Source organism: Pontibacter toksunensis (assembly GCF_042686245.1).
In the GTDB taxonomy this organism is placed as follows: Bacteria; Bacteroidota; Bacteroidia; order Cytophagales; family Hymenobacteraceae; genus Pontibacter; species Pontibacter toksunensis.
The window spans coordinates 195,307-208,635 of sequence record NZ_JBHUOX010000008.1; the positions used below are offsets into that span (position 1 = coordinate 195,307).

13 protein-coding genes and 1 pseudogene are annotated in these 13,329 nt (G+C 45.5%); 9 read left to right on the top strand and 5 right to left on the bottom strand.

Features of this window, described 5'->3' with window-relative positions; translation table 11 throughout:
• Positions 1-8 precede the first annotated feature (8 nt).
• From rpsM to dnaK, 9 genes are all read left to right on the top strand, one after another.
• Positions 9-386: a 30S ribosomal protein S13 gene (gene rpsM, locus ACFS7Z_RS12880; RefSeq protein ID WP_162051646.1), complete on the top strand. Its 378-nt coding sequence runs from the start codon at positions 9-11 to the stop codon at positions 384-386.
• 9 nt (positions 387-395) lie between these two features.
• Complete coding sequence (gene rpsK, locus ACFS7Z_RS12885; RefSeq protein WP_377485119.1) at positions 396-788, top strand: 30S ribosomal protein S11; 393 nt, start codon at positions 396-398, stop codon at positions 786-788.
• Between the two features lie 19 nt (positions 789-807).
• Positions 808-1,413: a 30S ribosomal protein S4 gene (rpsD, locus tag ACFS7Z_RS12890; protein WP_377485121.1), complete on the top strand. Its 606-nt coding sequence runs from the start codon at positions 808-810 to the stop codon at positions 1,411-1,413.
• Between the two features lie 37 nt (positions 1,414-1,450).
• Positions 1,451-2,440 carry a DNA-directed RNA polymerase subunit alpha gene (locus ACFS7Z_RS12895; protein ID WP_377485123.1) on the top strand — a complete coding sequence of 330 codons (990 nt, stop codon included), beginning with the start codon at positions 1,451-1,453 and terminating at the stop codon, positions 2,438-2,440.
• 70 nt (positions 2,441-2,510) lie between these two features.
• On the top strand, positions 2,511-3,122 hold the full coding sequence (gene rplQ, locus ACFS7Z_RS12900; RefSeq protein ID WP_377485125.1) for a 50S ribosomal protein L17: 612 nt from the start codon (positions 2,511-2,513) through the stop codon (positions 3,120-3,122).
• Between the two features lie 75 nt (positions 3,123-3,197).
• Complete coding sequence (gene carA, locus ACFS7Z_RS12905; RefSeq protein WP_377485127.1) at positions 3,198-4,310, top strand: glutamine-hydrolyzing carbamoyl-phosphate synthase small subunit; 1,113 nt, start codon at positions 3,198-3,200, stop codon at positions 4,308-4,310.
• A gap of 20 nt (positions 4,311-4,330) precedes the next feature.
• A complete protein-coding gene (gene eno / locus ACFS7Z_RS12910; RefSeq protein WP_377485129.1) occupies positions 4,331-5,608 on the top strand; it encodes a phosphopyruvate hydratase in 1,278 nt (425 codons plus the stop codon).
• 90 nt (positions 5,609-5,698) lie between these two features.
• Complete coding sequence (locus tag ACFS7Z_RS12915) at positions 5,699-5,995, top strand: FtsB family cell division protein (RefSeq protein WP_377485131.1); 297 nt, start codon at positions 5,699-5,701, stop codon at positions 5,993-5,995.
• A gap of 214 nt (positions 5,996-6,209) precedes the next feature.
• The gene (gene dnaK / locus ACFS7Z_RS12920; RefSeq protein ID WP_377485133.1) at positions 6,210-8,075 is read left to right on the top strand and encodes a molecular chaperone DnaK; all 1,866 of its coding nucleotides are present in this window, start codon (positions 6,210-6,212) and stop codon (positions 8,073-8,075) included.
• A 794-nt stretch (positions 8,076-8,869) separates the two neighbouring features.
• Here the strand turns inward: dnaK and ACFS7Z_RS12925 are convergent.
• The 5 genes and pseudogenes from ACFS7Z_RS12925 to ACFS7Z_RS27420 form a co-directional block, all read right to left on the bottom strand.
• Positions 8,870-9,208, bottom strand: coding sequence for a hypothetical protein (locus ACFS7Z_RS12925; protein WP_377485135.1), 339 nt, complete (start codon positions 9,206-9,208; stop codon positions 8,870-8,872).
• A gap of 4 nt (positions 9,209-9,212) precedes the next feature.
• Positions 9,213-10,280, bottom strand: a complete 1,068-nt coding sequence (locus tag ACFS7Z_RS12930; RefSeq protein WP_377485137.1) for an Ldh family oxidoreductase — start codon at positions 10,278-10,280, stop codon at positions 9,213-9,215.
• A 300-nt stretch (positions 10,281-10,580) separates the two neighbouring features.
• Positions 10,581-11,525, bottom strand: coding sequence for a Ppx/GppA phosphatase family protein (locus ACFS7Z_RS12935; protein ID WP_377485139.1), 945 nt, complete (start codon positions 11,523-11,525; stop codon positions 10,581-10,583).
• Between the two features lie 204 nt (positions 11,526-11,729).
• Positions 11,730-13,001 carry a hypothetical protein gene (locus tag ACFS7Z_RS12940; RefSeq protein ID WP_377485141.1) on the bottom strand — a complete coding sequence of 424 codons (1,272 nt, stop codon included), beginning with the start codon at positions 12,999-13,001 and terminating at the stop codon, positions 11,730-11,732.
• A gap of 191 nt (positions 13,002-13,192) precedes the next feature.
• Positions 13,193-13,329 (bottom strand): annotated as a pseudogene (locus ACFS7Z_RS27420) (IS1 family transposase); the annotation flags it as partial.

Consider the following 13,329-nt stretch of genomic DNA (forward strand, 5'->3'; position numbering starts at 1 on the left):
ATAATAGTATGGCTAGAATTGCAGGAGTAGATATTCCGGATAACAAAAGAGGCGAAATCGCTTTGACCTATATCTTTGGTATCGGTCGTAACCTTTCGCAGAGAATCCTTACAAAAGCCGGGGTGGATCTTGACAAAAAGGTAAAAGACTGGACAGAAGATGAAGCCGGTGAGATCAGATCAATTATTGCAGCTGATCACAAAACTGAAGGTGTTCTTCGCTCTGAGGTGCAGTTGCACATCAAGCGTCTGATGGACATCGGAAGCTACCGTGGGTTAAGACATCGTAAGGGTTTGCCAGTACGCGGACAGCGTACCAAAAACAACTCACGTACCCGAAAAGGTAAGCGTAAAACAGTTGCAAATAAGAAGAAAGCTGCTAAATAATAATTGATTATGGCTCAGAAAAGAAAAGATAAAGCTAAAAAGCGTGTAGTTATTGTAGAACCAGTGGGTCAGGTACACATTAAGGCTTCTTTCAATAACATCATTATATCAGTAACCAATAACGTAGGTCAGGTAATATCTTGGGCTTCTGCTGGTAAAATGGGCTTTAAAGGTTCTAAAAAGAACACTCCGTATGCCGCTCAGATGGCAGCTGGCGATTGCGCTAAAGTTGCCTATGACCTTGGAATGCGCAAGGCTGAGGTGTTTGTAAAAGGACCGGGTGCAGGTAGAGAGTCTGCTATCCGTACTGTACAGAACACAGGTATAGAAGTAACTTCCATTAAAGACGTTACGCCTCTACCGCACAACGGATGTCGTCCACCAAAACGCAGAAGAGTTTAATTTAAATTTAAGTTAAGAAATGGCAAGATATACTGGTCCTAAAAGTAAAATCTCAAGAAAGTTCGGCGAAGAGATTTTTGGCCCAAGCAAAGCGCTTAAGAAGAAAGCTTACCCTCCGGGGATGCACGGCCGCGGTCGTCGTAAAAAGCAATCGGAATATGCTATACAGCTGAATGAAAAGCAAAAAGCAAAGTACATATACGGTGTTCTGGAAAAACAATTCGCTAACCTGTTCGAGAAAGCTCACAGAAAAGGTGGAATCACCGGTGAGAACTTGTTAGCGTTACTGGAGTCTAGATTAGATAATACTGTTTACCGTTTAGGTATAGCTCCAACAAGAAGAGCTGCCCGTCAGCTTGTGTTGCATAAGCACGTGCTTGTGAACGGCGATATTGTTAACATTCCTTCTTACAGCCTGAAAGTAGGTGACGTGGTAGCGGTACGAGAGAAATCGAAGTCTCTTGAGGCCATCACTTCCTCTTTGACTGTTCGCAATGCGCGTCAGTTCAGCTGGTTGGAGTGGGATGCAAGCGAAATGGCAGGCAAGTTCGTGGCTACTCCTGACAGAGAGCAGATTCCTGAGAAAATTCAGGAGCAGCTGATCGTCGAGCTTTACTCTAAGTAAGCAGCATAATCAATTTATAACCTTTAACACTGCAAGTATGTCAATATTAGCATTTCAAATGCCAGAGAAAGTTGTGATGGAAAAAGCCGACGACTTTCATGGTTTATTTGAATTCAAGCCGCTTGAAAAAGGTTACGGTGTAACCATCGGTAATGCTCTGAGAAGAATTCTTCTTTCATCATTAGAAGGATACGCCATCACAAGCATCCGTATAGGTGGTGTATTGCATGAGTTCTCGTCTGTTGAAGGGGTGGTTGAGGATGTCTCTGACGTTATCCTTAACTTGAAGATGGTCCGCTTGAAGAAAGTGAGCGAAGTACTGGACGAAAAAATAACTGTTAGCCTTAGTGGCCAGGATACGTTCACTGCCGGTGATATAAACAAGTTCACGTCAAGCTTCGAAGTGCTGAACCCAGAGCTGGTAATCTGCCACCTGGACAACAGCATCAATTTCGAAGTGGAACTGACAGTTCAGAAAGGACGTGGTTATGTTCCCGCTGACGAAAACAAGCCGACTGAGCAGGTATTTGGTCAAATCGCAATAGATGCCATCTACACACCTATCAAAAACGTGAAGTTTAGTGTTGAGAATACTCGTGTGGAGCAGAAAACTGACTACGAGAAACTTGTTCTTGACATCCAGACGGACGGTTCCATTCATCCCGAAGAAGCATTGAAAGGTGCTGCTAATATCCTGATTCAGCATTTTATGCTGTTCTCTGATAACACCATGACTTTCGAAACAGCGAAGCCGGAAGAGGAAGAGGCTGTAGACGAAGAATTACTGCACATGCGCAAAGTGCTGAAGACTTCTCTTCAGGACATGGATTTATCTGTTCGCGCTTATAACTGCTTGAAAGCAGCGGACATTAAAACACTTGGTGACCTTGTGCAGCTGGACATTTCAGACATGATGAAGTTCAGAAACTTCGGTAAGAAGTCATTAACAGAATTAGAGAACCTGGTTCAGGAGAAGGGCTTGATTTTCGGTATGGACCTTTCTAAGTATAAATTAGAAGAAGATTAATTAATCTACGGCATAATTCCCGATCCCTGCAAAGGTTGATTGACGGTATGCACGTGCACAATTCACTATAATGAGACACGGTAAAAAAGTAAATCACTTAGGAAGAACCGCTTCACACCGTAAGGCGATGCTGTCTAACATGGCAGCTTCCCTTATCCTTCACAAGCGCGTTTCAACTACAGTAGCCAAGGCGAAAGCACTGCGTAAGTATGTGGAGCCTCTGCTGACTAAATCTAAAAGCGATACAACGCACTCAAGAAGAACCTGTTTTGCGTACCTGCAGAACAAAGAATCTGTAAAAGAGCTTTTTGATGAAGTATCTGTAAAAGTAGCAAACAGACCTGGCGGTTACACCCGGATCCTTAAAACTGGTTACAGACTTGGTGACAACGCAGAGATGTGTGTTATCGAGCTGGTAGACTACAACGAAGATATGCTGACATCAGCATCTACTGCTACTGGTGCAGCCAAGAAAACACGCCGACGTGGTGGTAAGAAAGGCAGTGATGCCGCTAGCACAGAGGCAACTGCAGCACCAGCAGCAGAGACAAAAGCAGTTCCGGCAACAGACGCAGGAACAACCGCTCCGGCAGTTGAGGCACAGGCGCAGGCAGCTACTGAAACTCCTGATGCTCCGGCAGAATCTACTGATTCTAATGATGAGACAAAAGATGCTCAGTAAGCTTTTTTTGTAAATAATTGAAAGGGACATGACGTAAGTCGTGTCCCTTTTTTATTTTTGTAACAAATCCGTATTATGAAGAAGCAAATTTCAACAGAAGCCATACTTCTTTTAGAAGATGGTACCGTTTACAAAGGAAAGAGTCTGGGGCGCATTGGTACCTCCGGTGGCGAACTATGCTTTAACACCGGTATGACCGGCTATCAGGAAATTTTCACCGACCCCTCCTATTTTGGGCAGATGGTTGTTACCACTGTTTCGCATGTAGGCAACTATGGGGTACAACACCAGGAAGTAGAGTCAGACAGGGTGCAAATCAGCGGCCTAGTATGCAAGGACTTCTCCAGTCACTTCTCCAGGAAAACAGCGGAAGGTTCTCTACAGGACTATTTTGAAAAAGCAGGGGTGGTGGGTATATGTGAGATTGACACCAGAGCCCTTGTCCGCCACATCCGCGACAAAGGTGCCATGAACGCAATTGTTTCCTCTGAAACAACAGACCTGGAGGAGTTGCGTAAAAAATTGGCAGAAGTGCCATCTATGGCTGGATTGGAATTATCCTCAAAGGTGAGCACACCGCGTATCTACCAGCATAGTCCGGAGGAAGTAAAGTACAAAGTAGCGGTGCTGGACCTGGGCGTGAAGCAAAACAGCCTGAAGAACCTGGTGGCACGCGGCTGCGAGGTCAAAGTGTTCCCATACGATACTCCATTCGAAGAAATGGAGCAGTGGAACCCGGATGGCTATTTTATTTCAAACGGACCTGGTGACCCTGCGGCAACGACAATAGCCGTGAAGAGCGTAAAGCAAATGCTGGCGAAGCAGAAGCCGCTATTCGGTATCTGCATGGGGCACCAGATGTTGGCACAGGCAAATGGTATTGCTACCTATAAAATGCACAACGGCCACCGTGGTCTTAATCACCCTGTAAAGAACCTGCGCACCGGCCGCTCTGAAATCACAAGCCAGAACCACGGCTTTGTAGTGGATGCCGAGCAGCTGCGTAATCACCCGGAGGTAGAGATAACGCACATTAACCTGAATGACAATACTGTGGAAGGAATACGCATGAAATCAAAGCCTGCCTTTTCAGTACAATATCACCCGGAATCATCGCCAGGCCCGCACGACTCGGAGTACCTGTTCGACGATTTCATAGCGCTATTAGAACAAAGTAAAATCAAGTAAAACTATTTTAGAAACAAAACATGAGCTTAATCACAGACATCAAAGCGAGACAAATCTTCGATTCAAGAGGAAATCCTACTGTTGAGGTAGATGTATTTACAGAGTATGGTGCACTTGGCCGCGCTGCGGTTCCATCTGGCGCATCTACAGGCGTACACGAAGCAGTAGAGCTACGCGATAACGATAAGAGTAAATACATGGGCAAAGGCGTACTGCAGGCTGTGCAGAACGTGAACGAGAAAATTGCCGAAGAACTGGTAGGTTTCCAGGTTTATGACCAGAACCTGCTTGACAAGATTATGATTGAGTTGGATGGCTCTGGTAACAAAGGGAACTTAGGCGCCAACGCTATTCTGGGTGTGTCACTGGCTATTGCCCGTGCTGCTGCTCAGGAGCTGAACATGCCGCTTTACCGCTACGTGGGTGGTGTAAACGCAAACACGCTTCCAGTACCGATGATGAACATCCTCAATGGCGGTAGTCACGCAGACAATGCCATCGACTTCCAGGAGTTCATGATCATGCCTGTTGGTGCTGAGTCGTTCTCTGAGGCACTGCGTATGGGTTCTGAGGTATTCCACCACCTGAAGAATGTACTGAAGAAGAAAGGCCTTTCTACAAACGTAGGCGATGAGGGTGGCTTTGCTCCGAACATTGCTTCTAACGTAGAGGCAATTGAAGTGGTACTTCAGGCGATTGAAACTGCTGGCTACAAGCCAGGCGATGATATGATGATTGCCATGGATGCTGCCTCCTCTGAGTTCTACGATGCTTCTTCAGGTAAATACCACTTCAAGAAGTCTACTGGCGAAAAGCTGTCTTCTTCTGAAATGGTGAGCTACTGGAATGAGTGGGTGAATAAATACCCGATCATTTCCCTGGAAGACAGTATGGCCGAGGATGACTGGAAAGGCTGGAAAGAGCTGACTGAGAAAATCGGTCATAAAGTACAGCTGGTAGGCGATGACCTCTTTGTAACTAACGTGGATCGCCTGCAGCAAGGAATAGACCAGGGTATTGCTAACTCTATCCTGATCAAAGTAAACCAGATTGGTACGCTAACAGAGACCATCGATGCCATTAACCTTGGCCGACGCCATGGATACAAGAGCGTGATGAGCCACCGTTCAGGCGAGACAGAGGACAACACCATTGCTGACCTTGCTGTTGCCCTAAACACAGGCCAGATCAAAACAGGTTCAGCTTCCCGCTCTGACCGTATGGCAAAGTATAACCAACTGCTTCGCATTGAAGAGGAGCTTGGTGAGGTAGCTTACTTCCCGGGAAGAAAGTTCTAAGAACACGAAGCGTAAAATAAATATGGTAAGGCTGTGGGTTATCTGACTCACAGCCTTATTTTTGTATAAGCACTTTTCAACCTTACCGCTATGTACAGACGCATTCCCAAGTTCTTCCGCAACTTTTATTTCATTACTTCCTTCCTGTTCTTAATCTGGATGCTCTTTTTCGACTCCAATGATTTCATCACGCAGTACCAGATGAATAAAACCCTGAGCAACCTGGAGGAGGAGAAGGAGCATTACCTGGAAAAGATGGAGGAAGTGCAGCAGGACCGCAAAGAACTAATGAGTAATGCGGAGCTACTGGAAAAGTTTGCCCGCGAAAAGTACCTGATGAAGCGCCCGAATGAAGACGTTTTCATCATCGTGACGAAGGAAGAATAGTCTTAATTACGAATAACTAATTCTGAATTACGAGTGGGGGCTATAGCGGTGTCTCATCATAGGGCTACCTGAACGAAACGTTACATAACAGTAGCCTATATAGGGCTGCATCCACACCGCTTACCCCACAAACAAAACCCTCCCCAAATTATTTGTAACTTTGTGCCCATGTGTCACCGATAAACAGTAGTGACCTCACGTAATAAAAGATACTATGGCAAAAGTTGCAATAAACCTTTCTACTGGTGCGCTTCAGCAAGCAGAAGTAATAGTAGGCATAGATTTAGGAACGACCAACAGCTTGGTGGCCTACATCCATCCTGAAGACAAGAGACCCATCGCCATCAACGACCAGGGCCGTGGCACCATTGTGCCGTCGGTGGTACACTTCGCGCAGAACGGCGACACCTATGTTGGTACAGAAGCGAAAGATTATCTTATAACCGATCCGGCTAATACCATCTATTCTGTAAAGCGCCTGCTTGGCAAATCCTACCGGGACCTTGGTGAGCACAAAGATTACTTTGGATATAAGATAATAGATGATGACAGCGAAGGGCTGGTAAAGGTCCGGGTAAAGGATAAATTTTATTCTCCTATAGAGCTATCAGCAGAAATATTAAAAGAGCTGCGCGAGCGGGCAGAGCATTCGCTGAAAACACCTGTGAACCGCGCTGTGATTACCGTGCCTGCTTACTTCAACGACTCACAGCGGCAGGCTACACGCGATGCTGGCAAGCTGGCAGGACTGGAGGTGTTGCGTATAGTAAACGAGCCAACAGCCGCCGCACTCGCCTATGGTATTGGCATTGATCCGAATGAGGAGAAGACCGTGGCGGTATATGACTTGGGCGGTGGTACATTCGATATTTCTATTCTGAGCATACACCAGGGCATATTTGAGGTGCTTTCCACCAACGGCGATACCTACTTGGGTGGTGACGACTTCGACCGTGCCATCATTAACCACTGGATAAGCGAAAATCAACTCGTTGCGGATACTATCAACCAGGACAAGAACCTGTCGCAGGAGTTGCGCCTGAAGGCGGAAGAGGCGAAGAAAGCGCTCAGTTCACAAGAGGTGTACACCAGCAACATCAATGGTGAAATAGAATGCCACCTGGAGCGGCACACCTTTGAGACGCTGATAGCGCCTATCGTTGCCAGAACTATAGAAAGCTGTCGGCTGGCAATGAGCGATGCCAAGCTGAAGCCGGAGCAGATTGATGCCGTCATTATGGTAGGAGGCTCTACCCGGGTACCGATGGTATACGAGGCCGTATCAGAGTTCTTCGGAAAGCCCGCTAACAACACACTGAACCCGGACGAGGTAGTTGCGCTGGGTGCCGCCATTCAGGCCGATATATTGGCCGGTAACCGCAAAGATATCCTGCTGCTGGACGTAACACCGCTTACACTAGGTATCGAAACGATGGGTGGCCTGATGGACCCTATCATCCCAAGAAACTCCAAGATCCCAACAAAAGCCGGCCGGCAGTATACCACTTCTGTTGACGGGCAGGTGAACATGAAGATTTCCGTTTTCCAGGGCGAGCGTGATATTGTGAAGGAGAACCGTAAACTGGCAGAGTTCGACCTGAAAGGCATACCGGCCATGCCGGCTGGTTTTCCGAAAGTAGATGTAAATTTCATACTGAACGCGGATGGTATTCTGAAAGTGGAGGCAGTAGAGCTTCGTTCCGGCACACGGCAGGAGGTAGAAGTGAAGCCACAGTATGGCCTGACTGACGAGCAGGTAGAGCAGATGCTGATGGACTCTATTACACACGCCAAAGACGATGTGTCGGCGCGTATGCAGATAGAAGCCCGCAGCACCGCCGAGCAGATGCTGTACCAGGTAGAGCGTTTCGTGGAGAAAAACGGTGAGCACCTGACGGAGGAGGAAATAGCCCTTACCCGCAAAAACCTGCAGAACCTGAAAGATGTGCTGGCTTCCGGCGGTGACAAAGACGCTATATACGGAGCTGTGGATGTGCTGGAAGCGCAGACAAGTCCCTTCGCAGAGCGTGTCATGCAGATTTCTATAAAGAAGGCAATGTCTGGGAAGAAAATAGAGTAAACAAATCTCTTTATATACAAAAAGCGCTGGCAGTGTTCTGTCAGCGCTTTTTGCTTTATATAGTTGGATATATCATTCTTATATCAAACATAAAGAATTATAACGACTCATATCCTAATTGAGAATTTGTCTAAGCTTCCGTGGCTAAGGCTTCTCCAGTGCCTGCTCACCTACAGTTACATCGTTCAGTTCCATGCTCTCTAGGCCGCGGGGCCTCGTCTTTTGGCATCGCGCTGTGTAAAGAAGCTGCCGGGGGTAGGGGCCCTCTATTCGCTCCGCTCGGGCTGCCTCACTGCGTGCGGCACCGCAACATTTACAAGGCGCTCAACCCAAAGACTGGAAACTCATTCACTCCGTGCTGACAAATCTGGAAGAGTGAGCTGTGCAATACTAATAGCACTATAAGAATGCCTAAGACGCCAGACTTCTCCTCAAAAAAATGATACAGATACAGGAAAAGAGAAAAAGCTTGTACTACACAAGTGCTTGTATACGAAAGTTTCTTGTTATGTGAAGAAGAAGCTTTTTGCTGGCTCGGAGGACAAACGATTCCAGTTTTTCTGAGAAGCGCCTTGTAGATGTTCCGGTGCCGAAACGCAGTGAGGCAGCCCGAGCAGAGAGAGGGCAGGTTCAGCTACACAGCGCTGAACAGGAAAACGCGCCCCCGCGGGAGTGGAGCGCAAGTAGCAAACTATGGAAAAGGTAGCCCATGAGTCGCTGGATAAGCAGCAGCAACGACAGCTTAGACAAAAGCTACAAAAGCATTTAAATTTTCAAAATAAGTTACTTTGAACTTAGTTCAACACTCCCAACACAAACTCCAACAAGTTGTAATTGAAATACAACAAGGTCACCGCTACAATCACCCCCACCATCACATTGGCACATGGGGCATCCTGCTCCCGCACTTCCCGTACGCCCCAATACGTGTACCCTAAAAGGGCCAGCAGCGCATAAAGGAGCAGCAGGATAGGGATGGCTAGCAGCACCTCCACAGATGCAAAACGCCAGAAGTAGTTAAGGCCGAGCCACAGCACGTTCAGCGCCCAGGCCACCACCATCATCAGAATGCTTCTGCTGGTGGAGCTTACACCAATTCCCCTGAAAAATTTTGCAGTAGCGCTTTCTGCCATACTTCTACAATTTAATGCCGAAGCGCTTGCCTAGTTCCTCCAGGTCGCGCTCCACGGGAGGCAGCAGCGGAATGCCCTTCTTCAGGCGCTTCTCTGCCATCTCCCGCTCCGGATCTCCCGGTATCAGCACTGCCTTCTCACCTTTCTTTACTTTTGCTTTACGGAAAGTTTCAATCCAGTTGTCCATATGTGCCTTAAACTCGTCAGCGGGGCGGAAGGCATCCACGCGCATGGCACCCAGGAAGTGGCCAATGCCTTCCCCTACCAAGTTATCCGCTACGGGCAGGAAGCTTACAAACGGGGGCACCCACGGGCCATAGTTAGCCCCTGACAGCACGGCAGAGAAGATATCGACAATAGAAGCAAGGGCATACCCTTTATGGCTTCCGTGCACCTTATCGCTACCTAATGGCAGCAGGGCACCGCCGTTTTTCAACTCATTGGCATTGGTCGAGCGATCCCCCTCTTTTGTCTGGATCCAGCCCACTGGTGCCTTCTTCTCTTTACGCTGCAGTATCTCCAGCTTGCCATTGGCGGCAGAGGCAGTGGCAAAATCCGCTACAAACGCAGGTTGGTCTTTAGTTGGAATGGCTACTGCAATAGGGTTGGTGCCCAGCATGCGGTCAGTCGAGAAAGTAGGAGCCACCAGCGGTGAAGCATTGGTCATGGCAATACCTATCATATCGGACGACAAGGCCTCCATAGCATGATAGCCGGCAATACCAAAGTGGTTCGAGTTTTTTACAGATACCCAACCTGTGCCTACTTTAGCAGCTTTATCGATGGCAATATCCATAGCCTTGGGAGCTATGACCAGGCCTAACCCACCGTCGCCGTCTACGGTAGCCGTGCTGGGTGTTTCATGCACAATGCGCATGTTGGGCTTTGGGTTGATGCGTCCGGCTTCCCACAAGCGCACATAGCCGCTCAGGCGGGCCACACCATGGGAATCAACACCACGTAAGTCAGCTTCTAAAAGTACCTCGGCTGCTAGTTTGGCGTCTTTGGGTGGGCAGCCTATGTGCAGAAAAACTTCCTGGGTGAAGTCGAAAAGTTGTCTGTATGAATGCATAAAGGATTAATCTCTGATAGAGGCGGCAAATTAGTAAATTATCTATCGAATGCCTTGCTTCTGATTTCCGGATGGGAGTTGTAACGGATAAAGTCTTTCATATGGCGGTGGCCTGAGTAGAAAAACTCCCCTCATGGGAGTAGGGGCCATCTTAGGACAAGGAGGAGGGGCAAGGGTAGTTTGAACCGGTATAGGTATAACAGCAAAGATCTGTATTGTTGGTGAAAACACGCAACAGCGGCAGCTGAAAGCTGAATGTACGGCACTACAGCCGAGCTTCTGAATTTTTAAACTGGTAGCCTATCTCCGCTCTTCCTCCAGCACCTTCTGCAAAACCCCTTCCTTCAAGGCATAAGCAGAAACACGAACCTCCTGAAGGTTGTAAGCCTGCAGCACAAAGTCTACGGCAATGCTTGCCAGCACAATCATATCCACGCGCATCTCCAGCATGCCTGGTATAGCAAGGCGTTCTTGATGGTTCTTGCGCATCAGGTCGTGGTGTATCTGGTAGAAGTCTTCTATGGCCAGCATAGAGGCGGCTGGTTGATTTTGCTGTCGGCTGAAGTCTCCCTTGCTTTGCGCGTCAATGTCGCAGAGGGTATCGAAGGTACCGGAAGAGCCTACCAGAACAGTGGGTTTATAGTGCGCCACTGCCTCCGTGAGCGGCTGTAGCTTTTCTTTTAGATAGGCCTTCTCTGCTTCGGCATTTTCAGGAGCAATGGGGTCTTGCTGGAAGAACTGGTCCATCAGGCGCTGCGCCCCAATCTCAAAGCTGCGTTTCCAGAAGATTTCATTTTTGTTGCAGATGATAAACTCCACGCTGCCACCGCCAATGTCCATCACCACCGACGTCTGCTCATCCAGCACACCGGCTGCCCGCACGCCGTAGTAAATGAGTTCTGCCTCTTTGTCTCCGTCTATTACCTGCACCTGTATGTCTGTCTGCTTAAAAATGTCTTTGATAAAACCATCTCCATTCGAGGCATTCCGCACCATGCTTGTCGCCATCGCTCTTACGGTCTCCACCTCATATGCATCAATCTGCCTCCTGAAATCTCTCAGCGTCCTGATAGCTCGTTCATAGGCTTCCGGCGCAATGGCTCCGTTGCTGATTCCGCCCTGTCCTAAACGCACCGGCACTTTCGTTTTGACAAAGTCATGTTGTCTGCCACTCTCATCTACTTCTGTAATGAGCAGGTGAAAGGTGTTTGTACCCATGTCGATCAGTGCGAAGCGTTTTTTCATGAAAGGAGATGGTATATAGGAGTAGAATTATTACTCTTGTCGTATGCTCTTAGGTAAAATATTTTAATTAGTCACATGTAACGCTCTAGAGGAAATACGGTAGGTTTAGCACAATTTACTGTCGTCTCAAACCTATTTAAATGTACTAAGTATCCATTTACTACTCAAGTCCACATTGTGGCAAACCAACGTTAGGTGCATTCTTTACCCTGCCATATATTCTAAAGCAGCATTTTTAATTACAATTATTCTAACATCTTGGATATATGGCATTCTTATATCGTTTAATTCGCTATCATATATTTCACCAATGTTGTTGAATTTGGTTTTCAGACGATTTAATATTTTTCTGGAAATCTTTAAATTGTCGACACTGTGGCTTCTTAATATTTTATATAAAGACTCTTCTTCTTTGACTTCTATCTTATTACCACATTTTGGACAAAATTTAAAATTATCATCAGTGGTTTTAAAATCACAATTAAGATTAGAGCATTCTATATAATTAACATCGGATACACTTTCGATTAATTCTTTTATTGAAGGTGAGGACTCAGAATATGACTGATTATTTTCTATTGCAATGGATGTATTCTTAAGCTCTTTTATATCTTTTATGATCAAGTCTGTAAATAACAGGCTAGGATTTAGTGCTACATAGTATGAATATTTATGATGCCCAATACTCTTTTTGCTATAATCAATGTTTATTATGTTAGAGTAAGAAAGCATAGAAAATACTTTCTCAAGTTTGTCGAATGCGTCTGTAGTTACATAAAAACCAATAGATAACTTTGATCTGTTTTTTCTTTGCTTATCATTCCAAATTCTTAAATTTGGCAAGATTGTTTGCTTTACAAATAGCTCTGCTTCAGCTATATATTTCTCATATTTAATAAGTCTGTTTTTTAAGGTCTCAAATTCTTTCCATTTTGTATTAAATACACTTCTTATTGAATTAACTAATATCTGACTTGAAATAGAATTTCCTTTAAATGCTTTATTATTTTCTAATTCGTCAATTATGTGAAAAGCAAACCGGGGATTTCCATTACTACATATACATAAAGTTTTCAGGACATCTTGATTAGAACTTAACTTATTCCAGTACTGTATGTCATATTCCTTTAGTCTTTTCTTAATTATATTTTCAATGTATTTAGTATCATCATCGTCCAATGGTGACCATTGTACTTTAAGCTCTTTAGCATCTTGTCCTCTTTCAAAGTATTTACCATAGTTTGTGATACCAGGATAAACTGCAGCCTTGCATGCTATTTTAGGATCTCTTAATGTTTTGAAAAATGTGAAAAATTTCTCTTGCTGAGAATATGAGAAAACGTGAGCAGCTTCATCAAATAGAAGAATAATTCTAGCTAACCTATAGTCTCTTATTAGTTCTAGCAAAAAATCCTTGAAAGATTGAGGATTATCTAGAATTCTAGATAACTCTATTGAAGGTAAATGTTGACTCAACTCTAAATTATCTTGTATGTCTCCCTTCTCTAATATATTTATATAATCATTTAATAGCTTAGTATACTTCTCAAGATTATCACCAACTGGAATATTAAAAATTCTCGAAAGCTTTTCATTTAAGTTATCTAATTCCCTAGGTTTAATTTGAATTAGTTTATTTAATGTTTCATATAATATTTGGTTGTGGTCTAGAATGTATGATGGTTTCGGTAATAGAAAATTAGCTTCATTGCATTGTCATGATTCTGCTCTTTTTTCGAGAAGCAGGCTGTTTTTCTGACTATCCTCCTGTTCCTGGTCCTCAGGCAGAGGTTCACCCCCTCAA